The organism is Streptomyces sp. R-74717 (genome assembly GCF_047305335.1).
Taxonomy (GTDB): Bacteria; Actinomycetota; Actinomycetes; order Streptomycetales; family Streptomycetaceae; genus Streptomyces; species Streptomyces atratus.
This window is the reverse complement of record NZ_CP102361.1, coordinates 4,394,604-4,420,437: the sequence shown is the minus strand read 5'-3', so window position 1 is coordinate 4,420,437 and position 25,834 is coordinate 4,394,604. Positions and strand designations below refer to the sequence as shown.

Annotated in this window: 22 protein-coding genes; 10 read left to right on the top strand and 12 right to left on the bottom strand. The window is 71.5% G+C overall.

Going from position 1 to position 25,834, the window contains the following annotated elements:
- Positions 1-76: 76 nt before the first annotated feature.
- Genes NRF20_RS20000 through NRF20_RS19975 form a run of 6 tightly spaced genes read right to left on the bottom strand, consistent with a single transcriptional unit; the run spans position 77 to position 5,464 of the window.
- Positions 77-1,285, bottom strand: a complete 1,209-nt coding sequence (locus NRF20_RS20000) for a cytochrome P450 (protein ID WP_398630206.1) — start codon at positions 1,283-1,285, stop codon at positions 77-79.
- Positions 1,282-2,562, bottom strand: a complete 1,281-nt coding sequence (locus tag NRF20_RS19995; protein WP_398630207.1) for a cytochrome P450 — start codon at positions 2,560-2,562, stop codon at positions 1,282-1,284. The genes NRF20_RS20000 and NRF20_RS19995 overlap by 4 nt, the downstream gene beginning before the upstream one ends.
- The gene (locus tag NRF20_RS19990; RefSeq protein ID WP_398630208.1) at positions 2,559-3,221 is read right to left on the bottom strand and encodes a GTP-binding protein; all 663 of its coding nucleotides are present in this window, start codon (positions 3,219-3,221) and stop codon (positions 2,559-2,561) included. The genes NRF20_RS19995 and NRF20_RS19990 overlap by 4 nt, the downstream gene beginning before the upstream one ends.
- Complete coding sequence (locus NRF20_RS19985) at positions 3,202-3,564, bottom strand: DUF742 domain-containing protein (RefSeq protein ID WP_398630209.1); 363 nt, start codon at positions 3,562-3,564, stop codon at positions 3,202-3,204. The genes NRF20_RS19990 and NRF20_RS19985 overlap by 20 nt, the downstream gene beginning before the upstream one ends.
- Positions 3,561-4,007, bottom strand: coding sequence for a roadblock/LC7 domain-containing protein (locus tag NRF20_RS19980; RefSeq protein WP_398630210.1), 447 nt, complete (start codon positions 4,005-4,007; stop codon positions 3,561-3,563). The genes NRF20_RS19985 and NRF20_RS19980 overlap by 4 nt, the downstream gene beginning before the upstream one ends.
- On the bottom strand, positions 4,004-5,464 hold the full coding sequence (locus NRF20_RS19975) for a sensor histidine kinase (RefSeq protein WP_398630211.1): 1,461 nt from the start codon (positions 5,462-5,464) through the stop codon (positions 4,004-4,006). The genes NRF20_RS19980 and NRF20_RS19975 overlap by 4 nt, the downstream gene beginning before the upstream one ends.
- Before the next feature lie 291 nt (positions 5,465-5,755).
- Here NRF20_RS19975 and NRF20_RS19970 point away from each other — a divergent pair, with 291 nt between their 5' ends.
- Positions 5,756-8,635, top strand: coding sequence for an FAD-binding and (Fe-S)-binding domain-containing protein (locus NRF20_RS19970; protein ID WP_413752995.1), 2,880 nt, complete (start codon positions 5,756-5,758; stop codon positions 8,633-8,635).
- A 247-nt stretch (positions 8,636-8,882) separates the two neighbouring features.
- Here NRF20_RS19970 and NRF20_RS19965 read toward each other — a convergent pair whose 3' ends face one another.
- Positions 8,883-9,809 carry a LysR family transcriptional regulator gene (locus NRF20_RS19965; RefSeq protein WP_398630213.1) on the bottom strand — a complete coding sequence of 309 codons (927 nt, stop codon included), beginning with the start codon at positions 9,807-9,809 and terminating at the stop codon, positions 8,883-8,885.
- 150 nt (positions 9,810-9,959) lie between these two features.
- Here NRF20_RS19965 and NRF20_RS19960 point away from each other — a divergent pair, with 150 nt between their 5' ends.
- Complete coding sequence (locus tag NRF20_RS19960; protein ID WP_398630214.1) at positions 9,960-10,937, top strand: EamA family transporter; 978 nt, start codon at positions 9,960-9,962, stop codon at positions 10,935-10,937.
- 163 nt (positions 10,938-11,100) lie between these two features.
- Here the strand turns inward: NRF20_RS19960 and NRF20_RS19955 are convergent, their stop codons facing one another.
- The 4 genes from NRF20_RS19955 to NRF20_RS19940 form a co-directional block, all read right to left on the bottom strand.
- On the bottom strand, positions 11,101-11,892 hold the full coding sequence (locus NRF20_RS19955) for an ABC transporter permease (protein WP_398630215.1): 792 nt from the start codon (positions 11,890-11,892) through the stop codon (positions 11,101-11,103).
- Positions 11,889-12,899, bottom strand: coding sequence for an ATP-binding cassette domain-containing protein (locus NRF20_RS19950; RefSeq protein ID WP_413752994.1), 1,011 nt, complete (start codon positions 12,897-12,899; stop codon positions 11,889-11,891). Before NRF20_RS19950 ends, NRF20_RS19955 begins: the two co-directional genes overlap by 4 nt.
- A gap of 59 nt (positions 12,900-12,958) precedes the next feature.
- On the bottom strand, positions 12,959-13,804 hold the full coding sequence (locus NRF20_RS19945; protein WP_398630217.1) for a DUF4097 family beta strand repeat-containing protein: 846 nt from the start codon (positions 13,802-13,804) through the stop codon (positions 12,959-12,961).
- A gap of 88 nt (positions 13,805-13,892) precedes the next feature.
- Positions 13,893-14,411 carry a hypothetical protein gene (locus tag NRF20_RS19940; RefSeq protein ID WP_398630218.1) on the bottom strand — a complete coding sequence of 173 codons (519 nt, stop codon included), beginning with the start codon at positions 14,409-14,411 and terminating at the stop codon, positions 13,893-13,895.
- A 390-nt stretch (positions 14,412-14,801) separates the two neighbouring features.
- Between NRF20_RS19940 and NRF20_RS19935 the strand changes: the two genes are divergently transcribed.
- The 7 genes from NRF20_RS19935 (at position 14,802) to NRF20_RS19905 (ending at position 23,556) form a co-directional block, all read left to right on the top strand.
- Positions 14,802-15,596, top strand: a complete 795-nt coding sequence (locus NRF20_RS19935; protein WP_398630219.1) for a TIGR03084 family metal-binding protein — start codon at positions 14,802-14,804, stop codon at positions 15,594-15,596.
- Positions 15,593-17,308 (top strand): acyclic terpene utilization AtuA family protein, encoded by a 1,716-nt coding sequence (locus tag NRF20_RS19930; protein WP_413752993.1) that lies wholly within the window; start codon positions 15,593-15,595, stop codon positions 17,306-17,308. Before NRF20_RS19935 ends, NRF20_RS19930 begins: the two co-directional genes overlap by 4 nt.
- The gene (locus NRF20_RS19925) at positions 17,305-18,903 is read left to right on the top strand and encodes an acyl-CoA carboxylase subunit beta (protein WP_413752992.1); all 1,599 of its coding nucleotides are present in this window, start codon (positions 17,305-17,307) and stop codon (positions 18,901-18,903) included. The genes NRF20_RS19930 and NRF20_RS19925 overlap by 4 nt, the downstream gene beginning before the upstream one ends.
- Before the next feature lie 7 nt (positions 18,904-18,910).
- On the top strand, positions 18,911-20,854 hold the full coding sequence (locus NRF20_RS19920; protein ID WP_413752991.1) for a biotin carboxylase N-terminal domain-containing protein: 1,944 nt from the start codon (positions 18,911-18,913) through the stop codon (positions 20,852-20,854).
- Entirely contained in the window at positions 20,851-22,047 is a 1,197-nt protein-coding gene (locus NRF20_RS19915; protein ID WP_398630223.1) for an acyl-CoA dehydrogenase family protein, read from the top strand. The genes NRF20_RS19920 and NRF20_RS19915 overlap by 4 nt, the downstream gene beginning before the upstream one ends.
- A gap of 187 nt (positions 22,048-22,234) precedes the next feature.
- On the top strand, positions 22,235-22,975 hold the full coding sequence (locus NRF20_RS19910; RefSeq protein ID WP_398630224.1) for an enoyl-CoA hydratase family protein: 741 nt from the start codon (positions 22,235-22,237) through the stop codon (positions 22,973-22,975).
- Positions 22,963-23,556 (top strand): TetR/AcrR family transcriptional regulator, encoded by a 594-nt coding sequence (locus NRF20_RS19905; RefSeq protein WP_398630225.1) that lies wholly within the window; start codon positions 22,963-22,965, stop codon positions 23,554-23,556. The genes NRF20_RS19910 and NRF20_RS19905 overlap by 13 nt, the downstream gene beginning before the upstream one ends.
- Positions 23,557-23,602: 46 nt before the next feature.
- On the opposite strand, the gene NRF20_RS19900 is transcribed toward NRF20_RS19905, so the two are convergent.
- Positions 23,603-24,712 carry a citrate synthase 2 gene (locus tag NRF20_RS19900; RefSeq protein WP_398630226.1) on the bottom strand — a complete coding sequence of 370 codons (1,110 nt, stop codon included), beginning with the start codon at positions 24,710-24,712 and terminating at the stop codon, positions 23,603-23,605.
- Positions 24,713-24,933: 221 nt separating this feature from the next.
- Between NRF20_RS19900 and pdxH the strand changes: the two genes are divergently transcribed.
- Positions 24,934-25,560 carry a pyridoxamine 5'-phosphate oxidase gene (gene pdxH, locus NRF20_RS19895; protein ID WP_398630240.1) on the top strand — a complete coding sequence of 209 codons (627 nt, stop codon included), beginning with the start codon at positions 24,934-24,936 and terminating at the stop codon, positions 25,558-25,560.
- Positions 25,561-25,834: the final 274 nt, after the last annotated feature.

Genomic DNA, 25,834 nt, shown 5'->3' with positions numbered 1-25,834 from the left:
TCCGTCGGATGAGACGCCCGCTCCGGTCCGTGGACCGCGTGCGTTCCGGCTCGTGGACCGTGTGCGGGAGGCCGGGTCAGCCCAGTTCGACCGGCAGGTCGTACAGGTCGTTCTGGGTGACGATCGGCTTGTTCCGTAACTCGGATGCCGGGACGGCGAGCTCCAGTTCCGGGAACCGCTCGTACAGCGCGGGCAGTGCCACCCCCGCCTCCAGCCGGGACAGTGCCGCACCCGGGCAGACGTGCGGGCCGTGGCCGAACGCGATGTGGCGGTTGGGGGAGCGGGTGATGTCGAAGTCACCGGCCGTCGGCCCGTGCTGTGCCTCGTCACGGCCCAGCGCACCGAAGGAGACGATCAGCGCCTCGCCCTTCGGCAGGACCTTGTCGCCCACCTCGACGTCCTGTGTGGCGAACCGGATCAGGACATGGGACGTGGGGGTGTTCCAGCGCAGGGTCTCCTCGATCACGTTCTCCCACGGCACCTGCCCGTTCAGCACCTGCTTGCGCTGCTCGGGGTGCGTCTGGAGCGCGACGACCGCGTTCACGATCAGGCTGATCGTGGTCTCGTGACCGGCCGCGATGATCAGCTGGAGGGTGTTGACGATCTCCTCGTCGGTGAGGTGGTCACCGTCCTCGGAGGCCGCGATCAACGCGCTGGTGAGGTCGTCGCCCGGGTTCTCCCGCTTGGAGTCGACGATCTCCGTGAAGAGCGCGCCGAGGTCCGCCATCATCTGCGGGACCTCCTCCGGCGGCGTCTGCGTGGAGAAGAACTTCTCGAAGAGCTCCTTCAGCCGTGGGTGGTCCGCGCTGTCCACACCCATCAGTTCGCTGATCACGTTCATCGGCAGCGGGTACGCGAACTCCGCCTTCAGGTCGACCCTCTCGCCCCGGGGCAGCGCGGCCAGCCGGTCCAGGCTCGCCGTGGTCAGCGCCTCGATGCCGGCCCGCAGCCGCTCCACCCGCTTCACGGTGAGCGCCTGCGCGACCAGGGTGCGCAGTCGGCGGTGGTCGGCGCCGTCGACCGTGAGCATGGAGCGGCCCGGGTTGGCGAGGCCGATCAGCGGCCAGTCCATCGGTATCTCGCCGCGCTGCCAGGCGCCCCAGACGTTGATGTCCTTCACGATCCGGCTGTCGGTGAGTAACTGCCGCGCCTCGGCGTGGTGGGTGACCGCGTAGCAGTGCACTCCGCCCGGCAGTTCCACCTCGGCGAGCGGGCCCGCCGCCCGCAGCCGGGCACTCTCGCCGTCGAGGTCGGCGACGAAGGGGTCGAGGGCGATCCGGGTCATCTCTGGCCTCCGATGGCGAGCCCGGCGGCCGTTCCGACGGCAGGGGTGGGCGTGAAGGCCACCGGCAGGTCCGTCAGGCCCCGCAGCCACGGGGACGGGCGCCGGGTGAGCCGTTCGGCGGGGACGGCGAGGTCGATGTCCGGGAGCCGGTCCAGCAGCACCTCGATGCCGGTACGGGCGATGACCTCGGCGGTCTCCTGGGCCGGGAACGGGCAGCGGTGCTCGCCGTGGCCGAAGGAGAGGAACGCGTTGTTGCCGCCGGTCAGCGCGGAACCGTCGGTGCGGACCTGCGGGTCCGAGTTGGCGGCGGCGATGCCCAGCAGCAGCAGGTCGCCCGCCTGGATGTGGCGCCCGCCGAGATGGGTGTCGCGCGACGCCCAGCGGCCCGCGATGTTCTGCGTCGGGGTGTCCTCCCAGAGCACCTCGTTCATGGCCTCGGCGACGCTGTGCCTGCCGCCCGAGAGGGAGGCGGCGAACCGGTCGTCGGTGAGCATCAGCCGCAGCGAGTTGCCGATCCAGTCGGCGGTCGGCTGGTGGCCCGCGGCCATCATGACCATCAGGTCCTGGGCGATCTCCTCGTCGGTGAAACCGCCCGTGTCGGCGAGCATCCGCGTGGCGACGTCGTCGCCGGGCGCGGCGTGCTTGTCGACCAGCAGCTGGACCATGGACGAGGCGAGGTGCTGCTGCCCGGCGAGGGCCCGCTCCCGGCCGTCGATCATGTCGTTGAGCGAGCCCACGAGCGCCGCGCCGACGGTGTCGCTGAAGCCGTAGATCTTCGCCAGTACGAGGGCGGGGAGCAGCATCGTGTACTCGGCGATGATCTCGGTCCCGCCCGTGGAGCAGAACCGGTCGACGAGACCGTCGGCGAACTCCTCCGCGTACCGCTTCAGTGCGAACGGGTCGACGGCCTCCAGCGCATTGCTGATCATTCCGGCGCGCTCGGTGTGCCGCGGGCCGACCGTGTAGAGGATCGACGGCTGCTTGCGGCCGATCATCGGCAGCAGCGGCCAGTCGTCGGGGATGCGGTCCCACTGGTTCCACAGGTCGGAGTCGCGGCTGAACAGCACCGGGTCGCTGGTCAGCTGGTGCAGTTCGCGGTAGCCGAGCACGAGCCAGGCGGGGATGTCGCCGTCGAGGACGACGGGCGCCACGGCCCCGTGGTCACGGCGCATCTCCCGGTACAGCCGGGTCGGTTCGGTCTGGAACCGGGGGCCGGAGAGCGGGGCGCGGCCCTGGGACACGGGGCAGCCGGGGGTCGGCGCCGGGGGCTGGGTCACGAGGTGGGCTCCGGGGTCTTCTCCGCCGTGATCTCCGGACGGGCGGCGGACGGGTCGGCGGACGTGGCGGAGGCATTGCCCTGCGACAGGGCATGCAGGTACTCGACCAGCGTGATCAGTACGTACTTGCTGGACGAACGGTCCCGGGCGTCGCACTCCACCAGGGGCACGTCGTCCGAGAGGTCGAGCGCCTCCCGTATCTGCTGTTCGGTGTGGAGCGGGCCGCCGAAGTCGTTGCACGCCACGATGAACGGCGTGCCGTGGTGTTCCAGGCGGTCGATCGCGTACCAGGAGTCGGCGAGCCTGCGGGTGTCGACGAGGACGACGGCACCGAGCGTGCCCGAGAACAGCCGGTCCCACAGGAACCAGAACCGTTCCTGACCGGGGGCGCCGAACAGGTACAGCACCGAGCGTTCGTCGAGCGAGATCCGGCCGAAGTCGAAGGCGACCGTCGTGGACGTCTTCGACTGCACACCGTCGAGATGGTCGACGGCCTCGCCCGCGCTGGTCATGGTCTCTTCCGTGTTCAGCGGACGGATCTCGCTGACGGATCGGACCATGGTGGTCTTGCCGACACCGAAGCCGCCGACGACGACGATCTTCAGTCCGTTGTCGGCCGTCGCCTGCAGGGCGGCACGGTCAGAGGTTGCGGAGTCCAACGAGCACCTGTTCCAGGATGTCGGGGTCGGGGAGCCGGTCCGCGACACGGGCGGTACGGGGGTGACGGGCGCTGATCCGGCCGGTGTCCAGCAGATCGGACAGCATGATCCGGACGATGCTGACAGGCAGGCCGAGGCTCGCCGCGATCTCCACGACCGCGGTGGGCCGCGTGCACATCCGCAGGATCGCGACGTGCTCCGACTGCATGCCGGGAGCCGGTTCGCACTCGGAGACGACCAGCGTCACCAGGTCGAAGGCGTCCGAATCGGACCGGCTGCGGCCACCGGTGAGGGTGTACAGCCGGTCCGGGTCGTCGTCCCGGCCGGGACGGGGGCGGGTCATACGTTCGCTGTCGCGTCGACGACCGCGGCGGCCTCGGGGGCCGAGGAAGAACGCGGCGGGGCGCTCAGGTGCTCGCCGAGCTGCTCGACGAGTTCGCTCATGTTGTGGCCGATGAGGCCGACGTCGGCGTCCTCCGAGGCGACGACCGCGAGATGGGCGCCCGCACCCGCCTCGACGATGAACAGCACACCGCCGTAGAACTCGGCCATCGCGGACCGTACGCCGCCGGTGCCGTCACCGAACTCGACGGACGCGCCGTGCGACAGGCTCTGGATACCGGCCGAGATCGCGGCCAGTTGGTCGGCCTGGTCGACGGAGAGCTCGGGGGTACGGCACAGCTTGAGTCCGTCCCTGGACAGGACAAGGGCATGGCGGGTGCCGGGGGTACGCTCCAGGAGCCCCTCCAGCAGCCAGTTGAGCTTCTCGTCGGTGGTCGCGGTCATCGGGTGTTGCCTTCTTCCGGGTGCGGGGAGTTGGCCCGAACAGCCTGGCGGAAGCTGCTGAAGCGGGCTGCCTGTTCCTTGGGGTCGGCGGTACGGGGCCGGGGAGTTGCGGCACCGCCCGCGTTGGTACGGGCCTCGGCGGCGGCGAGGGTGCGGCCGCGGGAGCGCTTGGGGAGCCCGCTCTCGCCGAACCGGGGGAGGTTGCCGGTGGTCTCGGACGCGGGGGAGTCCGAGGGTGCGGGGACGGCTTCCGTTGCCGTCGTGGCAGCCGTTTCGTGCGTGGGCTCCGGCTCGGGCCTCGGCTCGGATGCGGGCTCGGATGCCGGCTGGGGCGCCGACTGGGGCGTCGGCTCAGGGACCGGAACCGGGGTCCGGGTGAGGAGCTCCTGCGGAAGCATCATCAGGGCGCCCGTGCCGCCGCGCGCGGACGGCCGGAACGACACGGTCAGACCGTGCTTACGGGCCAGCCGGCCGACGACGGCGAGGCCGAGCCGGGTGCCGGAAAGACCCGTCAGGTCCTGGTTGGTGGCCGACACCGCGCGCTCGGCGCGGCGCAGCTGCACATCGCTCATGACCAGGCCGCTGTCCTCGACGGTCAGGACGATGCCGGCCGGCACCTCCTCGACGTACACATGGACCTCCGCCGTCGGCGGCGAGAAGTTGGCGGCGTTGTCGAGAAGTTCGGCGAGCGCGTGCATGACGCCCTCGGCGGCGTGGCCGGCGACCGCGACATCGCTGGTCGAGTGGAGACGTACCCGCTGATAGCCGCTGATCCGGCCCATCGCGCCGCGCAGGATCGACTCCATCACGATCGGCTTCGCCCAGCGCCGTCCGGAGCGGGCGCCGGTCAGCACGGCGATGGAGTCGGCGAGCCGGCCCGCCTGGGCGGTGCGGTGGTCCAGATGGAGCAGATCGCCGAGCACGTCCTCGGCGGCGTGCCGGTGCTCCATCTCGCGCAGGTCGGCGAGCATGCTGGTGGCCAGGGCCTGCATCCGGCCCGCGGCGTTGGCGCAGGCGGCGACCGCGGCGGAACGCTCGGTGTCGCTGCGGGCCGCGCGGGCGCCGAGCCGCTCGACGTCGGCGGTGAGCCGCTCGGTATCGGCGGCGGCCTGCGAGGCGATCCGCGCGGTCTCGGCCTCGGCGGCGGCCTTGGTCCGGGCGGTCTCGGCGGTGAACCGCTGGCCCTCGGCCGCGGAGGCGGAGACGAGCCGGCTGATCTCGCCGGTGAACCGCTGGGTCTCCGCTGCGAGACGGGCGCGCAACCGGTTCGCGGTGGCGCGGGCATGGACGGCGGCGGCCACGGCGGCGGACAGCAGCACGGCGGCGGCGCCCGCCCCCCAGGCCAGCGTGGTCCGTACCGAGTCGGGGGCGGCGACGACCGCCCACAGGCACAGGGATCCGGTGACGGCCAGTGAGATCAGCAGGGCCAGTGCGGTCGGCCGGGATGAGGGGCTCAAGTGCAGTCCTTGGGGCGGACGGGGTAAACGGGACGGGCAGGGCAGGCAGGGCCAAAAGGCCTGATCGGGGCAGTTCGGTACGACAGGGACGAAAGCGACAACTGGAGCTGATAATTCCAAGGCAAGTCGTGGTCACTATATGAGAATTGACGCTCTATTTGGGAAGTACTTGTGGCGTTCTCTGTCACGTATGTGACTACGCGTCCGACGTATTCCGACGTATTGACGTATTCGGGGGAATCGCGCGGGCGCGGGGCCGCCGAGTGACCGGATCAACGGCATCCTGGGCCCATGGCCGCACATCGCACACCGTCGGAATCCGCCGCACTCGCGCAGGCGCTGAGCGCCGCGGTCCGCGGAGAGGTCGACTTCGGCCCCACCGCAAGGGCGTTGACGACGATGGACGCCTCCAACTACCGCCGCGTACCGCTCGGCGTCGTCACCCCGCGCGACGCCGACGACGTAGCCGCCGCGCTCGCCGTCTGCCGTTCACACGCCGTGCCCGTGGTACCGCGCGGCGGCGGCACCTCCATCGCCGGTCAGGCCACCGGTACCGGCGTCGTCCTCGACCTCACCCGCCATATGCGGAAGATCGTCGAGCTGGACGCCGAATCCCGTACCGCGACGGTCCAGCCGGGAGTGATCCTGGACGACCTGCGCACCGCTGCCGCACCGCACGGCCTCACCTTCGGCCCCGACCCCTCCACGCACAGCCGCTGCACGCTGGGCGGCATGATCGGCAACAACTCCTGCGGCGCGCATTCGGTCGCGTGGGGCACCACGGCCGACAATGTGCGCGCCCTGACCGTGGCCCGCTACGGCGGCGACACGCTGCGTCTGGTCCGGGCAGGGGAGGCCGAACCGCCCACCAGGCTCTCCGGACCCACCGGACTCATCGGACTCACCGAACTCATCGGCGAGAACCTCGCCCTCCTGCGCACCGGATTCCCCGAACTCCCGCGCCGTATCTCCGGATACGCCCTGGACGCACTCCTGCCCGAGCGCGGAACCGACCTCGTCCGCGCCTTCTGCGGCAGCGAGGGCACGCTCGGTGTGGTGACGGAGGCGACCGTACAACTGGTCGAGGCACCGGCGGCCCGCGCGCTCGCCGTTCTCGCATACGCCGACGAGTCCGCGGCCGCCGAAGCCGCCTGTGGCCTGCTCCCGTTCCATCCCCTGACCGTGGAGGGCATGGCCGCCGATCTCGTGCGGGAACCGGCCGGGCTGCCGCGCGGAGGTGCCTGGCTCTTCGTGGAGACCGGCGGCGCCACCCCGGCCGAGGCGCGTGCGCACGCCGGGCGCATCCTCCGTGCGGCCGACGCGCCGGCCGGCCTGGTCGTCACCGACCCGGCCGGACAACGGGCCCTGTGGCGCATCCGCGAGGACGCCGCCGGCACCGCCACACGGATGCCGGACGGCACGGAGGCCTGGCCCGGCTGGGAGGACTGCGCCGTACCGCCCGCCCGCCTCGGCCCGTACCTCCGCGACTTCCGTGCCCTGCTCGTCGCCCACGGGCTGCGCGGCACCCCGTACGGGCACTTCGGCGACGGCTGCATCCACGTGCGGATCGACTTCGACCTGCTGGACCCCGAGGGAGTGGTCCGCTTCCGCCGCTTCTCCGAGGAGCTGGCGGACCTGGTCGTCGCGCACGGCGGATCACTGAGCGGGGAACACGGCGACGGCCAGGCGCGGGCCGAACTGCTCCCACGGATGTACGGAGACGAACTGGTCGCCCTCTTCTCCCGGTTCAAGAACATCTGGGACCCGTACGGCGGCATGAACCCCGGCATCCTCACCCACCCCGCCCGGCTCGACGAGAACCTCCGCTTCGAGGTGCTGCCGAAGCGCCCGGTGGACGTCACGTTCGGCTACCCGCACGACGGCGGCGACTTCTCCGCGGCGGTACGCAGATGCGTGGGCGTCGCCAAATGCCGCACGGCGCAGCCGGCGGGCGCGGGTGTGATGTGCCCGTCGTTCCGGGCGACCGGCGAGGAGGCCCACTCCACCCGCGGCCGGGCCCGCCTGCTGCACGAGATGCTCGCGGGCGAGGTGATCACGGACGGCTGGCGGTCGACGGAGGTGCGCGACGCGCTCGATCTCTGCCTGTCCTGCAAGGGCTGCCGCAGCGACTGTCCGGTGGGTGTCGACATGGCCACGTACAAGGCGGAGTTCCTGCACCACCACTACCGGGGGCGGCTGCGCCCGGCCGCCCACTACTCGATGGGACGGCTGCCGGCCTGGCTGCGTGCGGCGGCCCCGTTCGCACCTGCCCTGAACGCCCTGGCCCGGGTCCGACCGCTGGCGGCCCTGGCCAAACGGCTGGCGGGCATCGCTCCGGAGCGGACGCTCCCGGTACTGGCGCGGGAGACGTTCACCCGGTGGGTCCGCAAGGGCTGGAACGGGAAGACGCGGATCCTGCCGGACGGCCGGTGGAGGGCCCGGACGGTGACCGTCTGGCCGGACACCTTCACGACGTACCTGTCCCCGGAGGTCGGAAAAGCGGCGGTCCGGGTCCTTGAGGCGGCGGGCCGCACAGCCGTGTACCCCGGCCGGGGTGTGTGCTGCGGCCTCACGTACGTGTCCACGGGCCAGCTCGACAAGGCCCGCAAGGTCATGCGCCGGACCCTGGACCGGATGGGCGTCTGCCTCGGCGACCCGCTCGTCGTCCTCGAACCGAGCTGCGCCGCGACTCTCCGCACGGACCTGCCCGAACTCCTCCCCGACGACCCCCGCGCGGCCGAACTCGCGGGTTCGGTCCGGACGTTGGCGCAGTACCTGGAGGAGTACGCCCCCGACTGGCAACCGCCCCGCCTCGACCGCCCGGCCACCGGCCAGACCCACTGCCACCAGCACGCGGTCCTGGGCGACGCGGCGGACCGCCGCCTGCGTGAACGGGCCGGACTGACCGGTGAGCTGAGCGGCGGCTGCTGCGGACTGGCCGGGAACTTCGGCTTCGAGCGGGGCCACTGGGCGGTATCGGCGGCGTGCGCGGAGGAGGCCCTGCTGCCATCGGTACGGGCCGCGGAGCCCGGCACGGAGTTCCTGGCGGACGGCTTCTCCTGCCGTACGCAGCTGGAGCAACTGGGCGGTGTGAGGGCGAGACATTTGGCGGAGGTGCTGGCGCAGGGCCTGAACGACGAGATCCCGTCCGCGGGACCTCCCGGCCCCTAGGCTCCTCACCCCCTTTGCCCCCTCATCTTTCTGCTCCCCCAGCCCCTCCGGCGTTTGAGGACCGGGGTCCGGGGCGGAGCCCCGGTTCCGGGAAGGGGCGGGTAGGGGGACAGGCCCGCCGCAGGCGCACCCCGCACCCGCACCACACGTGCACCCGCCCCACCGTCACTGCGCCCTTGCCCCCGGCCGCGAACTCGGGCCAGTAGGAGGCGACCGTACGGTCCAGGCCGAGCACCCGTCCTGCACCTCATTCCGCAGCGTCTCGCCCCACGATCTCGCGGACGAGCGCGGCGAGCTTCGGCAGCGCGGGATGGCCGGGGGCGTCGCGCCGGGCGAGCAGGACCGGGACGGACGGGGCGTCGACGAGCGGGCGGTAGGCGACCCCTGAGTGCGGGTGCATTTCGGCGGTGGACGCGGCGGAGACCCCGACGCCGCGCCCCGCCGCGATGGCGGTCAGCCAGTCGTCGGTGTTGGCGACGGTGAGGGTCGCGGCGGGCCTGGCCTCCGGCGGCCACAGATCGACGGTGGTGGTGCCGGAGACGGTGTTGAGGACGACGGTGCCGCCCGCCAGATCGGCGAGACGGAGCGTGGCGCGGGCGGCGAGCGGCCCGTCCGCGGCCACCGCCGCCACCCGGTCCTCCTCGAACAGCACCTCGGTGACGAGCCCCGGCGCCTCGACGGGGCCCCGCAGCAACGCCGCATCGACCTCGCCGCGGGTGAGCCCGGCGGTGCGGTCGTCGATCCGCAGCAGTTCGAGCGGGGTCTGCGGATACTGCTCCTGCCAGCGCCGGAGCAGGGGTGTGGTGTACGGGCCGAACGCGGACCAGGCGTGCCCGAGCCGCAGCGGCCAGTGGCGCAGACCGCCGGAGTCGAGCGCCTCGTCGAACGCGGCGACCGCGGCGGCGGCCTTGTCCCGGAAGACGACGCCTTCGGGGGTGAGGACGAGATGGTGGGTGGACCGGTCGACGAGCCGGATGCCGAGGTGCTGCTCCAGGGCGGCGAGGGTGCGGGAGACCGCGGGCTGGGTGAGGCGGAGGCGGGCGGCGGCGCGGGTGACGTTGCCCTCGTCGGCGATCGCGAGGAAGGCGCGCAGATGGCGGACCTCGACACCGCGGCCGGAACTCCGGCCCGCACGGCTCCCGGTACGGCCGTCACCGTTGCGTCCAAAGCTCATGCGTGTGGAGCATAACGGGAGCCCAACAGGCATTTCACGTGCCACGCGGAGGTACCTACCGTAAGAGGAGGTATCGCACAGCGAGAGTGCAGTATCTTCAATCGGGCAGTGCACTGAAATGCACTGTCGGACTCGGGAGGAACACCGCAGGTGAACGACCAGCGCAGTGCAGCAGGGGCAGCGGCCGCGGAGCAGGCCGCAGCCGTCGCCATACCGGAGGCGATATCCGCCCTGGGTGGGGCGGCAGGTCCTGTACGTCCCAAGGGCCGAAGGGCGGCACTCGCCCCGGTCGCGCTGGTGGTCGCGGGCGGCCTCTCCGTCCAGTTCGGCGCCGCCGTCGCGGTCCTGCTGATGCCGCGGGCCGGCGCGCTCGGGGTCGTCACCCTGCGCCTGGCCGTCGCCGCGCTCGTCCTGCTGATCGTCTGCCGCCCGAAGCTGCGCGGCTACTCGCGCGCCGACTGGGGCACGGTCCTCGCGTTCGGGGTGGCCATGTGCGGCATGAACATGCTCTTCTACCAGGCCGCCGACCGCATCCCGCTGGGCGCGGCGGTCACCCTGGAGGTGCTGGGCCCGCTGGCCCTCTCGGTGGTCGCCTCCCGCCGCCTGGTCAACGTGGTGTGGGCGGGCCTCGCGCTGGGCGGCGTCGTGCTGCTGAGCGGGGGTGGCTTCGACCGCCTCGATCCGGTGGGCGCCGCGTACGCACTGGGCGCGGGTGCCATGTGGGCCACGTACATCGTCTTCAGTGCCCGCACCGGCCGCCGCTTCCCCCAGGCGGACGGCCTGGCCCTGGCCCTGGTGGTCGCCGCGCTCCTCTCTCTGCCCCTCGGCATCCTGGAGTCGGGCTCGAAACTGCTGGTCCCGTCCACTCTGGGACTGGGTGCGGCGGTGGCGCTGCTGAGCACGGTCCTTCCGTACACCCTTGAACTCATGGCGCTGCGCCGCCTGCCCGCGCCGACCTTCGCGATCCTGATGAGCCTCGAACCCGCGATCGCGGCCGCGGCCGGCTTCCTCATCCTCGACCAGGCCCTCTCCATGACGGACGCCCTGGCCATAGCCATGGTCATCGGGGCGAGCATGGGCGCGGTACAGAGCCAGGTGCGGGGTGTGCAGAGCCACAACCACACCTGACGCCCCGCCCTGCGGAGGAGGTGCGCGAACACGGGGCACGACCCGGATGCTGCTGCGCCACCTCTCCGGCGCTCCGTCAGGGCGGCGTACGCCGACGCGTTGTCGGAGTGCGCCGCCCTGGGGCGGGAGGAGTTGCGGGAGGCGGCCCGCGCTGTCATGGCGGTTACTTCGGGTCGCGGTTGAACTTCGAGGTCGACCAGAAGTAGCCGAGCACGGTCAGGCCCAGGCACCAGGCGATGGCGAGCCACCCGTTGTTGCCGATCTCGCTGCCGAGGAGAAGGCCGCGCAGGGTTTCGATGGCGGGTGTGAAGGGCTGGTATTCGGCGATCGGCTGGAACCAGCCCGGCATCGTGTCGACCGGGATGAAGGCGCTGGACAGGAGCGGCAGCAGGATCATCGGCAGTGCGTTGTTGCTGGCGGCCTCGGCGTTCGGGCTGATCAGGCCCATGCCGACCGCGATCCAGGTGAGCGCCGTGGCGAAGAGCACGAGCAGCCCGAACGCCGCCAGCCACTCCAGGGCGGTGGCGTCGGCGGACCGGAAGCCGATGGCCACGGCGACGGCGCCCACGAGGACCACGCTCATGATCGACTGCAGCACGCTGCCGACGACGTGCCCGACGAGCACCGAGCCGCGGTGGATCGCCATCGTGCGGAAGCGGGCGATGACGCCCTCGGTCATGTCGTTGGAGACGGACACCGCGGTCCCGACCACGGTGCCGCCGATGGTCATCAGCAGGATGCCCGGGACGATGTAGGCGATGTATGCGGAGCGGTCCGGACCGCCGCCGCCGATGCCCGCGCTCATCGCGTCGCCGAAGATGTAGACGAAGAGCAGCAGCAGCATGACCGGGGTGAGCAGCAGGTTCAGGGTGAGGGACGGGTAGCGCCGGGCGTGCAGGAGGTTGCGGCGCAGCATGGTGGACGAGTCGCGTGCGGCGAGGGCGAGGGAGCTCATCGGACGGTCTCCTTGGGCTGGTTGGGGACGTTGGTATCGCTGCCGGTCAGGGCGAAGAACACGTCGTCGAGGTCGGGCGTGTGGACGGTCAGTTCGTCGGCCTCGATGCCGGCCGAGTCCAGCCAGTCGAGGATGGAGCGCAGTTCGCGCTGGCTGCCGTCGCTGGGGATCTGCAGCGACAGCGCCTCGTCGTCCCGGGTGACCTCGCGCAGGGCGAGGGCGGCGGACTGGTACGCGGCCGGGTCGGTGAAGCGGAGCCGGACGTGTCCGCCGGGGATGAGCCGCTTCAGCTCCTCGGCGGTGCCCTCGGCGGCGATCTTGCCGTCGTTGAGCACTGCGATGCGGTCGGCGAGTTCGTCGGCCTCGTCCAGGTACTGGGTGGTGAGGAAGACGGTGACGCCGTCGGAGACCAGCTCGCGGATGATGCCCCACATGTTGTGGCGGGAGCGCGGATCGAGGCCGGTGGTCGGCTCGTCGAGGAAGATGATCCGCGGATTGCCGACCAGGGTCATCGCGATGTCGAGGCGGCGCTTCATGCCGCCGGAGTAGGTGGAGGCGGGCTTCTTCGCGGCCTCGACCAGGTCGAACCGCTCCAGCAGCTCGGCGGCGACCCGACGCCCCTCGCGCTTGGACAGGTGGTGCAGGTCCGCCATGAGGAGCATGTTCTCCTCGCCGGTGATCAGCCCGTCGACGGCGGAGAACTGCCCGGTGACCCCGATCGCGGCGCGCACGGCCTGTGGGTCGGCGGCGAGGTCGTGGCCGCCGACGCGGATCTCACCGGAGGCGGGGTCGGCGGAGATGAGGGTGGAGAGGATCTTCACGGCGGTGGTCTTGCCGGCGCCGTTGGGCCCGAGCAGCGCGAACACGGACCCGGCCGGGATGCGCAGGTCGATCCCGTCGAGCACGGTCTTGTCGCCGTACGACTTGCGCAGGCCGACGGCGGAGACGGCGGCGGGCGGCTCCTGGCCGTTGCCGCTTCTGGGCGTGGGCATGACAGATGAAGGCATGGGGCCCTCCCGATCGAAGACTGGAGTGGAGTGACTGGAATGGAGTGGAAGGTGGACGCTCAGGCGCGGGCGCGGCGGACGTCGATGTTGCCCCAGCGGGTCCGGGCGCGGACCTCGACGGTGTCCTCGGTCTTCTCCGGGGTCTCGGAGGCGTCGAGCGTGTTGCGCACCTGCCCGCGGCCGGAGCTGACGTCGAGCCAGGCGGCGGTGCCCTCGCGGATGCCGACCTCGATGGCGCCGTAGGAGGTCTCCAACTGAACGGTTCCGCAGGCGACTTCGCCCACGCGCAGGGTGCCGTGGGCGGTGGTGGCGGCGACCGAGCTCTCGGCGCGCTCGATGCTGATGTCGCCGTTGGCGCCGCTCACCCGCAGGTCGCCGGTCGCGGCGCCGACGGTCGTGGTGCCGTGCGAGTTCTTCAGGACGGCGGTGCCGTCGACGGTGCCGACACGCAGGCTGCCGGAGCTGGTGGTGATCTCGGCGGGGCCCTCGATCCGGTCGACGGTGATCGAGCCGTGGGAGGCGGTCAGCTGGAGCGGCCCGGTCGTGTCGAGGCGGACGTCGCCGGACGAGGTCTTCACGTGGACCTCGCCGAGCCGGCCCTCGCCGAGCACCTGGGCCCAGGCGCCGGTCATGTCGACACGCGAGCCCGTGGGCAGTTCGACCGTCACGTCGACGGTTCCGGTGGGCCCGACGAGATAGCGCTGCTTGGGCGTCCTGATGTGCAGTTTGCCGCCCGAGTAGGTGACTTCGGTCTGCTCCGCGGCCCGCACGTCCTGGCCCTTGTTCGGGTTGCGGGGGGCTACGTCCACGACGGTGTCGGCGCGGTCGGCCGCGGCGAACTGGATGGATCCCGCGTCCACGTGGGCGTTGACCGAGATCGGCTGGGGAGTGTCGAAAGAAGGCATGGCTGTCCCGTCCTCTTGGGTCCTCTTGGGTGTTCGTGGCGTCCCCGCTGGTGGGACGTGGTGCGGGCGAAGTCGTTCCGGGGGCTGGTCAATGCACCCAGCCCGTGAAGCTCTGGCCGATGGTCCTGGCCTTCTGGGGGGTACGGGCCGTGGCGGCGCCGCCCGTGTCGACCGCGGCCGACACGGCCCGCACCAGCCACGCGTTGACCGACAGGCCCTCGCGGCTCGCGGCCTCCTCGGCGCGCGCCTTGAGGTGGGCCGGCAGACGCAGATTGACGCGGGCGGTGCCGCCCTCGTCGCCGTCGGCGGGGACCGGGGCCGGTGCGGGCGCCGGTGCGTCGAGCGGTTCGGTCCGGTCCTCGTGCTGCGGCAGCACCACCACGAAGTCGGGGTCGAGGCCACGCAGTCGTACGTCGACCGAGCCGGGGGCGAGTTCACGGGTGATCTCGTCCGTGGCGGCGGACAGCGCATTGAGCAGGGTCAGTCGGGTCGCCGACTCCAGCGGCGCGGTCAGTCGCTCGGCGAGCTCGCGGGCTTCGTCACCCCCGGCTTCGGCGGCCACCGCCAGTTCCCTGCGGAGTGTTTCGATGTACGGCGTGAGATCCATGACGCCATAGTGGCATCACTGTGGCGTCATCGGCAAGCCCAAAGTGGTGATGTGTGGCGCAGGGCGGGGTTCCGGGGTGACGGATTTGCTCGTTGTTGCAGGTCAGAGGCTGGCGACGGGTGGGCGGGCTTGCGGCGCCAAGTTGTCGCAGGGCGGTGTCAAGTGGTGTCGCGCGGGGCCGGGCGCCCTCTCGCCATTCGAGATCAAGTGCTTGGCGTCAGTGGCTGTACCGGTCCAAGGCTGCGGAAGCGGGGCCCGGCACCCATCCCTTTGCCCGAGGGGGATCACTTGAGGGTCGTGCGGTCAGAAAATAATGCAAGCATGCTTGCTTGTTTATGGGTCCGCTGCCATGCTCCTCGGCACACCGCCTTGCCCCGAGGGGAGCGCACCGTGCCCGATGTCGCAGCCGTGATCGACGACATGCGCGATGAGAGCCAGGAACTCGACGTACTCGTACGGGGGTTGAGCGCCGGGCAATGGGCCGCTGCGACACCCGCTCCCGGCTGGAGCATCGCGCACCAGATCGCCCATCTCACCTGGACCGACGAGGTCGCGCTGCTCGCCGCCACCGATGCCGGTGCCTTCGCCGCGGAGGTGGCCGAGGCCATGGAGGCGCCCGAATCCTTTGTCGACCGGGGCGCGGAGGAGCTGGCAGTGCTCGCCCCGGACGCACTGCTTGCGCGGTGGCGGGACGGGCGGGGGCGGCTCGAAGCGGCGCTGCGGGACACGCCCGCCGGTACCCGTATTCCCTGGTACGGGCCGCCGATGAGTGTCGCTTCCATGGCGACCGCCCGGATCATGGAGACCTGGGCCCACGGCCAGGACATCGCCGACGCCCTCGGGGTCACCAGACCCCCCACCGCCCGGCTGCGGCACGTCGCCCGGATCGGTGTGCGGGCCAGGGACTATGCCTACCTGGTACGGGGCATCAAGGCGCCCGAAGAGGAGTTCCGGGTCGAACTCCTGGCCCCGGACGGAGAGCTGATCGCCTTCGGGGCCGAGGACGCACCGCAGCGCGTCACCGGGCCGCTGGTCGACTTCTGCCTCCTCGTCACCCAGCGTGCCCACCGCGACGACCTCGCCGTCCGGGCCGTCGGACCCGACGCCGACCAGTGGCTCGACATCGCCCAGGCGTTCGCCGGGCCCGCCGGACCCGGCCGCGTACCCCGGGGAGGCGGCAAGTGACCGGACCGCTGCGGATCGGCAATGCCTCCGGGTTCTACGGCGACCGCTTCGACGCCGTACGCGAGATGCTCACCGGCGGACCCCTCGACGTACTCACCGGGGACTATCTCGCCGAGCTGACCATGCTCATCCTCGGCCGGAGCCGGCTCAAGGATCCCGCGCACGGGTACGCCACCACCTTCCTGCGCCAGCTCGAAGAGGGCCTCTGGCTCGCCCACGAGCGCGGGGTGAAGATCGTCACCAATGCCGGAGGACTCAATCCGGCAGGACTGGCCGACGCCGTAAGGGAGTTGGCACAGAAGGTGGGAGTGCCCGTACGGGTCGCCCATGTGGAGGGCGACAGCCTCCCCGTCCCCGAGGGCTTCCTCACCGCCAACGCCTACCTCGGCGGCGCGGGGATCGCCGCCTGCCTCACCGCGGGCGCCGATGTCGTCGTCACCGGACGGGTCACCGACGCGGCCCTCGTCACCGGACCCGCCGCCGCCCACTTCGGCTGGGGACCCGACGACCACGACGCCCTCGCCGGGGCCGTCGTCGCCGGACACGTCCTGGAATGCGGAACCCAGGCCACCGGCGGGAACTACTCGTTCTTCCGGGGCCACGACCTGCGCCGGCCCGGCTTCCCCGTCGCCGAGATCCACGCCGACGGCTCGTCCGTCATCACCAAGCACGACGGCACCGGCGGCGTCGTCGACATCGGCACCGTCACCGCCCAGCTGCTGTACGAGACCGGCGGCGCCCGGTACGCCGGACCGGACGTCACCGCCCGGCTCGACACCGTACGGCTGACCCAGGACGGACCCGACCGGGTCAGGATCTCGGGGGTGGGCGGCGAGGCCCCGCCACCCACCCTCAAGGTCGGGCTGAACCGGCTCGGCGGCTGGCGCAACGAGGTCGTCTTCGTGCTCACCGGCCTCGACATCGAGGCCAAGGCGCAGCTGGTACGGGAACAGTTCGCGGACGCGCTCGCCCGCTCCCGTACCGAACCCGACGAGGTGCGGTGGGAGCTGTCCCGGACGGACCGGGCCGACGCCGCCACCGAGGAGAGCGCGAGCGCCCTGCTCCGCCTCGTCGTCCGCGACCGGGACCAGGAGACCGTCGGACGCGCGGTCTCCGGCGCCGCGATCGAGCTGGCGCTCGGCAGCTACCCCGGCTTCCACGTCACCGCCCCACCCGGCAAGGGCGCGCCGTACGGGGTGTTCGAGGCGCGGTACGTACCGGCGGGCGAGGTCCCGCATGTCGCTGTCCTCCCCGACGGACGGCGACTGAGCATGGCGCCTCCCGCGACGACGCAGCCGCTCCGGGACGCCGGGGAACCGCCGCTGCCCGAACCCCTGCCGGACCCCGGCCCCACCCGGCCCGCCCCGCTCGGCCGGATCGCGGGGGCCCGCAGCGGCGACAAGGGCGGGGACGCCAACGTGGGCGTGTGGGCCGTCGGGAACGACGCCTGGCGGTGGCTGGCCCACGAACTGACCGTCGAACGGTTCCGGGAACTGCTGCCGGAGACCGCCGGCCTCACCGTCGTACGCCATGTCCTGCCGAACCTCCGCGCCCTGAACTTCACCGTCCACGGGCTGCTCGGCGAGGGCGTCGCCGCCCAGCACCGGTTCGACCCGCAGGCCAAGGCGGTGGGGGAGTGGCTGCGCTCCCGGCACCTGCCCATTCCCGTATCGCTGCTGGAGACCGTCCACGCACCGGAGGCGCACGCATGACCGTCCTGCCCACCGCGCTCGACACCGCGAGCCCCGAATACGCCGCGAACCGCACGGCCATGCTCGCGAAACTCGACGAGCTCGCCGCCGAGCACACCAAGGCACAGGCGGGCGGCGGCGAGAAGTACGTGGCGCGGCACCGCTCGCGCGGCAAGCTCCTGGCCCGCGAGCGGATCGAGCTGCTGATCGACGAGGACACCCCGTTCCTGGAGCTCTCGCCGCTGGCCGCCTGGGGCAGCGATTACGCGGTCGGCGCCTCGCTCGTCACCGGGATCGGGGTGATCGAGGGCGTGGAGTGCCTGATCACCGCCAACGACCCGACCGTACGCGGCGGCGCCTCCAACCCCTGGACCCTGAAGAAGGCCCTGCGGGCGAACGAGATCGCCTTCGCCAACCGGCTGCCCTGCGTCAGCCTCGTCGAGTCCGGGGGCGCCGATCTCCCGTCGCAGAAGGAGATCTTCATCCCGGGCGGGGCGCTGTTCCGCGACATCACCCGGCTCTCCGCGGCCGGAATCCCGACCGTCGCCGTCGTCTTCGGGAACTCGACCGCGGGCGGGGCGTACGTCCCCGGCATGTCCGACCACACCGTCATGATCAAGGAACGGTCCAAGGTCTTCCTCGGCGGACCGCCCCTGGTGAAGATGGCGACAGGCGAGGAGAGCGACGACGAATCGCTCGGCGGCGCCGAGATGCACGCCCGCACCTCCGGGCTCGCCGACCACTTCGCCGTCGACGAGCAGGACGCGCTGCGACAGGCCCGCCGGATCGTCGCACGCCTCAACTGGCGCAAGGCACACGCCGATCCGGGCCCCGCCGAACCGCCCAAGTACGACCAGGACGAACTGACCGGCATCGTGCCCGGCGATCTGAAGGTGCCCTTCGACCCCTGCGAGGTCATCGCCCGGCTCGTCGACGGCTCGGACTTCGACGCGTTCAAACCGCTCTACGGGACCAGTCTGGTGACCGGCTGGGCGAGGCTCCACGGCTACCCCGTCGGCATCCTCGCCAACGCGCAGGGGGTGCTGTTCAGCGAGGAGTCGCAGAAGGCAGCCCAGTTCATCCAGCTCGCCAACCAACGCGACATCCCACTGGTCTTCCTGCACAACACCACCGGCTACATGGTCGGCAAGGAGTACGAGCAGGGCGGCATCATCAAACACGGCGCGATGATGATCAACGCGGTGTCGAACTCGAAGGTCCCGCACCTGTCCGTGCTGATGGGTGCCTCGTACGGGGCCGGGCACTACGGCATGTGCGGCAGGGCGTACGACCCGCGCTTCCTCTTCGCCTGGCCCAGCAGCAAGTCCGCCGTCATGGGCCCGCAGCAGCTCGCCGGGGTGCTGTCCATCGTCGCCCGCGCCTCCGCCGCCGCGAAGGGGCAGCCCTACGACGACGAGGCCGACGCCGGACTGCGCGCCATGGTCGAGCAGCAGATCGAGTCCGAGTCGCTACCGATGTTCCTGTCCGGGCGGCTGTACGACGACGGGGTCATCGACCCGCGCGACACCAGGACCGTCCTCGGGATGTGCCTGTCAGCGATCCACACCGCCCCGGTCGAAGGCGCCCGCGGCGGCTTCGGAATCTTCCGGATGTGAGGGCCAGATGATCTCCACACTGCTTGTCGCCAACCGGGGCGAGATCGCCTGCCGGATCTTCCGCACCTGCCGTGCGCTCGGCATCGCCACCGTCGCGGTGTACTCCGACGCGGACGCCGACGCGCTCCACGTACGGGAGGCCGACACCGCCGTACGGCTGCCGGGCGCCGCCCCGGCCGACACCTATCTCCGCGGCGACCTCGTCGTACGCGCCGCGCTCGCGACCGGTGCCGACGCCGTCCACCCCGGCTACGGCTTCCTCTCCGAGAACGCCGGATTCGCCCGCGCCGTGCAGGACGCCGGCCTCGTCTGGGTCGGCCCGCCGGTCAAGGCCATCGAGCTGATGGCGTCCAAGACCCGCGCCAAGGAACTGATGGCCGCCGCCGGGGTGCCGCTGCTCGCCCCCGTCGACCCGGAACGGGCCACCGCCGACGACCTGCCGTTGCTGCTCAAGGCGGCGGCGGGCGGCGGCGGGCGCGGGATGCGGATCGTACGCGAACTCGCCGACCTGCCCGCGGAGCTGACGGCGGCAGCCGCCGAGGCCACGGCCGCGTTCGGGGACGGCGAGGTCTTCGCGGAGCCGTACGTGGAACGCGGCCGGCACGTCGAGGTCCAGGTCATGGCCGACGGGCTTGGCGGGGTCTGGGCGCTCGGCACCCGGGACTGCTCCCTCCAGCGACGCCACCAGAAGGTCGTCGAGGAAGCTCCCGCACCCGGCCTCGACGACGGACTGCGGACCCGGCTGCACGATGCCGCCGTGGCCGCCGCCCGCGCCGTCGGCTACCGGGGCGCGGGCACCGTCGAATTCCTCCTCGCCGCCGACGGACGCCCCTACTTCCTGGAGATGAACACCCGCCTCCAGGTCGAACACCCCGTCACCGAAGCCGTCTTCGGGCTCGACCTCGTCGCCCTGCAACTGCGCATCGCGGAAGGCGAACCGCTGCCCACCACCGCACGCCCCGAACCACAGGGGCACGCCGTCGAGGCCCGCCTCTACGCCGAGGACCCCGCCCGCGACTGGCAGCCGCAGACCGGAGCACTGCACACACTGGAAATGCCGGACGAACCCGGACTGCGCCTCGACACCGGATACACCGGCGGCGACACCATCGGCGTGCACTACGACCCCATGCTCGCCAAGGTCATCGCCCACGCCCCCACCCGGGGCGAAGCCGTACGCCTCCTCGCCCGCGCCCTGGAACGCGCCCGCATCCACGGCCCCGTCACCAACCGCGACCTGCTCGTACGGTCCCTGCGCCACCCCGACTTCCGCGCCGCCCGCCTCGACACCGGCTTCTACGACCGCCACCTGGACGCCCTCACCCCCGCCCCGGACGAAGCGGACCACCGCACCGCCGCCCTGGCCGCCGCCCTCGCCGACGCCGCCACCCGGCACCATGGCCCGGGCCCCGTCCGCCTCGGCGCCTGGCGCAACATCTCCTCGCAGCCCCGGACCAAGCGCTACCGCGCCGAACCCGACGGCACCGAACACGAGGCCGCCTACCGCACCACCCGCACCGGCCCCGTACCCGAGACCGGAGAACGCGTCGTCGCCGCCGGGCCCGACCGCGTCACCCTCGAAACCGGCGGCGTCACCCACCACTTCGACATCGCCGTCCACGGCGACAAGGCGTACGTGGACACCGCCACCGGCTCGTACACCTTCACCGCCCTGCCCCGCTTCACCGACCCCACCGACCGGACCGTACCCGGCTCCCTGCTCGCCCCCATGCCCGGCACCGTCGTCCGCATCGCGGACGGGCTCGGGGCCGGGGCGACGGTCGAAGCCGGGCAGCCACTGATCTGGCTGGAGGCGATGAAGATGGAACACCGCATCCTCGCCCCCGCCTCCGGCACCCTCACCGCACTCCACGCCGCCCCCGGCCTCCAGGTGGAGGTCGGCGCCCTGCTCGCCGTCGTGCAAGACGTACAGGAGGAACCGAAGCAATGAGCACCGTCCTCGAAACCGAAGAGCACCAGGCCCTGCGCGCCGCCGTCGCCGCACTCGGAAAGCGCTACGGACGTGACTACATGACCTCCGTCGTCCGCGACGGCGCCCACCCGCACGAGCTGTGGACCGAAGCCGCCAAGCTCGGCTACCTCGGCGTGAACCTCCCCGAGGAGTACGGCGGCGGAGGCAGCGGAATGGCCGAACTCTCCATCGTCCTGGAGGAGTTGGGCGCGGCCGGCAGCCCGCTGCTCATGATGGTGGTCTCCCCGGCGATCTGCGGCACCGTCATCGCCCGCTTCGGCACCGAAACCCAGAAGCGGCAGTGGCTCCCCGGCCTCGCCGACGGCAGCCTCATCATGGCCTTCGGCATCACCGAACCCGACGCCGGATCCAACTCCCACCGCATCACCACCACCGCCCGCAAGGACGGCGAGGACTGGCTGCTCACCGGCCGCAAGGTCTTCGTCTCCGGCGTCGACATCGCCGACGCCACCCTTATCGTCGGCCGCACCGAGGATGCCCGGTCCGGCAGGCTCAAGCCCTGTCTCTTCATCGTCCCGCGCGACGCCCCCGGCTTCGGCCGCTCGCAGATCGACATGGAACTCCAGGCCCCGGAGAAGCAGTTCGAGCTGGTCCTCGACGACGTACGGCTGCCGGCCGACGCGCTCGTCGGAGGGGGTACCTCCCGCTCAAGCGAAGCCGAGAGTGGGGGAGAGGACGCCGGGCTTCTCCAGCTCTTCGCCGGGCTCAACCCCGAACGCATCATGACCGCCGCATTCGGCATCGGCATGGGCCGCTACGCACTCGCCCGCGCCGTCGAGTACGCGAAGACCCGCCAGGTGTGGAAGGAACCCATCGGCTCCCACCAGGCCATCGCCCACCCCCTCGCCCAGGCCCACATCGAACTGGAACTGGCCCGGCTGATGATGCAGAAAGCCGCCCGGCTGTACGACGACGGCGACGACATCGGCGCCGGCGAGGCCGCCAACATGGCGAAGTACGCGGCCGGCGAAGCCTGCGTCAAAGCCGTCGACCAGGCCGTGCACACCCTCGGCGGCAACGGCCTCACCCGCGAATACGGCCTCGCGTCCCTGATCACGGCGGCCCGCGTCGCCCGGATCGCACCCGTCAGCCGGGAAATGATCCTGAACTACGTGTCCCACCAGTCCCTGGGTCTCCCCAAGTCGTACTGACGCGAGCCGGGTGCCGGACGGCCGAGTGCGACCGGGCGCTGTCCGTGCACGCGTATGGGGCGTCGTGCTGCACGGGGCCGGCCCCGTGCAGCAGGCGAGGGCACCGCAGACCATGCAAGCGCGTTTGATCGCTCCCGGCACCGCTGCCACGCTCGGCAGGACGTCCGGGGAGAAGGAGACGAACCACATGAAGCCGCCGCTCGCCGAACCCACCCACGACCGGGGCATCACCACCCTCACCCTCGACTCACCGGCCAACCGCAACGCACTCTCCGCACGGCTGGTCGGCGAGCTCTCCACCGCCCTGGACGCGTGCGCGGCCGACGACACCGTACGAGCCGTCGTCCTCACCCACACCGGCACCACGTTCTGCGCGGGCGCCGACCTCACCGGACCGCCCGACCCGGCAGCCTTCGTCGCCCTGATGCGGCAGATCGTCGCACTGCCCAAGCCCGTCGTCGCCCGGGTCACCGGACATGTCCGGGCGGGCGGCCTCGGGCTACTGAGCGCCTGCGACATCTCCGCGGCCGGCCCCGACGCCTCGTTCGCCCTCACCGAATCCCGGCTCGGCCTCGCCCCCGCCGTCATCTCCATGCCACTGCTGCCCCGCACCGACCCGCGCGCCGCCGCCCGCTACTACCTCACCGGAGAACGGTTCGACGCGACCGAAGCAGCCCGCATCTCCCTCGTCACCATCGCCGCCGAGGACGTCGACGAAGCACTCGTACCCGTACTGGACGGACTGCGCCGGGCCTCACCGCAGGGGCTGGCAGCATCGAAGGAGCTGGTCACAGCTACTGTGCGGGAGAGTTTCGACCAGTACGCCGAAGACCTCATCGCCCGCTCGGCAGCACTCTTCGCCTCCGCCGAGGCGCGGGAGGGGATGACGGCCTTCCTCGAACGACGGGACCCCGCATGGGTGTTGTGACGCCCCCCACCGACAGGACCCCCAAGCAGGACCGCAGCCGCGCCACCCGCCAACGGCTGCTCGAAGCCGCGGTCGCCTGCCTCGCCGAACACGGCTGGGCAGGCTCCACCGTCTCCGTCGTCGCCGAACACGCCGGGGTCTCCCGAGGCGCCGCCCAGCACCACTTCCCGACCCGCGAGGACCTGTTCACCGCAGCCGTCGAATACGTCGCCGAGGAACGCTCCGCCGCCCTGCGCGCCCTGCCCGTCCAGGGCCGCACGGCCGTCGTCGCCGCCCTCGTCGACCTCTATACGGGCCCGCTCTTTCGCGCCGCACTCCAGCTCTGGGTCGCCGCGTCCAACGAGGAACAACTCCGCCCCCGCGTCACCGAACTCGAAGCCCGGGTCGGCCGCGAGACCCACCGCATCGCCGTCGAACTCCTCACCGCCGACGAAACAAGGCCCGGCGTACGCGAAACCGTCCAGGGCCTCCTCGACATGGCCCGCGGCCTGGGCCTGGCCAACGTACTCACCGACGACACCGCCCGGCGTCAGAGGGTCGTGGCACAGTGGGCGGCACTGCTGGACGACGCACTGCACTGAGCCGGGGCCGACAGGCCCTGCCGGCCCCGGACCTCACACCACGGGTTCAGTTCCCCAGATTTGCGATCTGCTCGTACCCCTCGATCTCCCGGGGATCACGCGGCCCCGGCCCCACATACCTCGCCGACGGCCGCACCAGCCGCCCCGTCCGCTTCTGCTCCAGAATGTGCGCCGACCAGCCCGCCGTACGCGCACACGTGAACATCGACGTGAACATGTGCGCCGGAACCTCCGCGAAGTCCAGCATGATCGCCGCCCAGAACTCCACGTTCGTCGCCAGCACCCGGTCCGGGCGACGCGCGTGCAACTCCTCCAACGCGGCCTTCTCCAGCGCCTGCGCCACCTCGAACCGCGGCGCGCCCAGCTCCTTCGCCGTACGCCGCAGCACCCGCGCCCGCGGGTCCTCCGCCCGGTAGACCCGGTGCCCGAAGCCCATCAGCCGCTCACCCTTGTCCAGGGCCTTCTTCACATACGCGGTGGCATCCCCGGTCCGCTCGATCTCCTCGATCATGCCGAGGACCCGGGACGGCGCACCACCGTGCAGCGGCCCCGACATCGCACCCACCGCGCCCGAAAGCGCCGCCGCCACATCGGCGCCGGTCGACGCGATGACCCGGGCGGTGAACGTGGAGGCGTTCATGCCGTGCTCGGCGGCCGACGTCCAGTACGCGTCGACGGCCTTGACGTGCTTGGGGTCCGGCTCACCGCGCCAGCGGATCATGAATCGCTCGACCACGGACTGTGCCTTGTCGATCTCGCTCTGCGGAACCATCGGCAGACCCTGCCCGCGCGCCGACTGGGCGACGTACGACAACGCCATCACCGCGGCCCGCGCCAGATCGTTGCGCGCCGTCTCCTCGTCGATGTCGAGCAGCGGCTTCAGGCCCCACACGGGAGCGAGCATCGCCAGCGCGGATTGCACATCGACCCGGATGTCCCCGGAGTGCACCGGGATCGGGAACGGCTCGGCCGGCGGCAGACCCGGCTTGAACGCCCCGTCGACCAGCAGACCCCAGACATTTCCGAACGACACATGGCCGACGAGATCCTCGATGTCGACACCGCGGTAACGGAGCGAACCGCCTTCCTTGTCCGGTTCGGCGATCTCCGTCTCGAACGCGATGACTCCCTCTAGTCCCGGTACGAAGTCGGACATGGCGGCTCCCTCGGTCGGCGGCTGTACGGAGGCCACAGTGGCCTGCCCCAAGATATTGGCGGGTTCCCACGACGCGGGGAAGCGTGACATCCGGCACAGCTTCCGGATTCACCGATGACGGATTGACGCCCCTCCTTGCCGGGAAGACTCGGCCGCTGCGGCAGGATGACCCCGTGCCCACCGCAGACTCCCCCTCCGATTCCACCACCGATCCGGCCGCGATGCGTGAGCAGTACCGCTCCGTGGCCTTCACCGAGGACACGCTGCCTGCCGACCCGATGCAGCAGTTCGCGCACTGGTTCCGGCAGGTAGCCGTGGGCGGGGTGCTCCACGAGCCCAACGCCATGGTGGTCTCCACCGCCACCCCCGAGGGCCGGCCGTCCTCACGCACGGTGCTGCTGAAGAAGTACGACGAACGCGGCTTCGTCTTCTTCACCAACTACGAATCCCGCAAGGGCCGCGAACTGACCGCCAACCCGTACGTCTCGCTGCTCTTCCCCTGGCACCCGATGGCCCGCCAGGTCGTCGTCACCGGCACGGCGGCCCGTGTCGGCCGCGAAGAGACGGTCGCCTACTTCCGCACCCGCCCCCACGGCTCCCAGCTGGGCGCCTGGGCGAGCGCCCAGTCGACGGTGATCGGCTCCCGCGAAGAGCTGATCGAACGCTACGAGGAACTGGCTGCCCGCTACCCGGAGGGCGAACATGTCCCCGCGCCCCCTCAGTGGGGCGGCTTCCGCGTGGTCCCCGACACGATCGAGTTCTGGCAGGGCCACGAGAACCGGCTGCACGACCGGCTGAGGTATGTACGCGAGGGCGAGAAGTGGCGCGTGGAGCGCCTGTGCCCGTAGAAAACCCGTCCGGACACGCAGAAACCCGCAGGCTCTGGTCCCTCCTTGCGGAGGAGCCGGCCGGACTTACCGGCGAGCCTGCGGGTCGGTGACTGCTTGGGTTTCGGCAGACAGCCTGCCGAGGTGCACTGTGTGCGACGACGGGCTGTCAGCCCGCAGCCACCTCACGAATCCGATAAGACTGCACTTTTCGGATCACCTCCTTTCGACGTGTACGACACACACTAGGAACCTCTCCGGGCCCGCACAACCGAATTAATGGACCGGCCTATTT

Bases quoted from the DNA above. Each gene is read 5' to 3' on its own strand.
- NRF20_RS20000 (WP_398630206.1), bottom strand. From the start codon at position 1,285: ATGACCCGGATCGCCCTCGACCCCTTCGTCGCCGACCTCGACGGCGAG.
- NRF20_RS19985 (WP_398630209.1), bottom strand. From the start codon at position 3,564: ATGACCCGCCCCCGTCCCGGCCGGGACGACGACCCGGACCGGCTGTAC.
- NRF20_RS19980 (WP_398630210.1), bottom strand. From the start codon at position 4,007: ATGACCGCGACCACCGACGAGAAGCTCAACTGGCTGCTGGAGGGGCTC.
- NRF20_RS19970 (WP_413752995.1), top strand. From the start codon at position 5,756: ATGGCCGCACATCGCACACCGTCGGAATCCGCCGCACTCGCGCAGGCG.
- NRF20_RS19965 (WP_398630213.1), bottom strand. From the start codon at position 9,809: ATGAGCTTTGGACGCAACGGTGACGGCCGTACCGGGAGCCGTGCGGGC.
- NRF20_RS19955 (WP_398630215.1), bottom strand. From the start codon at position 11,892: ATGAGCTCCCTCGCCCTCGCCGCACGCGACTCGTCCACCATGCTGCGC.
- NRF20_RS19950 (WP_413752994.1), bottom strand. From the start codon at position 12,899: ATGCCTTCATCTGTCATGCCCACGCCCAGAAGCGGCAACGGCCAGGAG.
- NRF20_RS19945 (WP_398630217.1), bottom strand. From the start codon at position 13,804: ATGCCTTCTTTCGACACTCCCCAGCCGATCTCGGTCAACGCCCACGTG.
- NRF20_RS19940 (WP_398630218.1), bottom strand. From the start codon at position 14,411: ATGGATCTCACGCCGTACATCGAAACACTCCGCAGGGAACTGGCGGTG.
- NRF20_RS19925 (WP_413752992.1), top strand. From the start codon at position 17,305: ATGACCGTCCTGCCCACCGCGCTCGACACCGCGAGCCCCGAATACGCC.
- NRF20_RS19920 (WP_413752991.1), top strand. From the start codon at position 18,911: ATGATCTCCACACTGCTTGTCGCCAACCGGGGCGAGATCGCCTGCCGG.
- NRF20_RS19915 (WP_398630223.1), top strand. From the start codon at position 20,851: ATGAGCACCGTCCTCGAAACCGAAGAGCACCAGGCCCTGCGCGCCGCC.
- NRF20_RS19910 (WP_398630224.1), top strand. From the start codon at position 22,235: ATGAAGCCGCCGCTCGCCGAACCCACCCACGACCGGGGCATCACCACC.
- NRF20_RS19905 (WP_398630225.1), top strand. From the start codon at position 22,963: ATGGGTGTTGTGACGCCCCCCACCGACAGGACCCCCAAGCAGGACCGC.
- NRF20_RS19900 (WP_398630226.1), bottom strand. From the start codon at position 24,712: ATGTCCGACTTCGTACCGGGACTAGAGGGAGTCATCGCGTTCGAGACG.
- pdxH (WP_398630240.1), top strand. From the start codon at position 24,934: ATGCGTGAGCAGTACCGCTCCGTGGCCTTCACCGAGGACACGCTGCCT.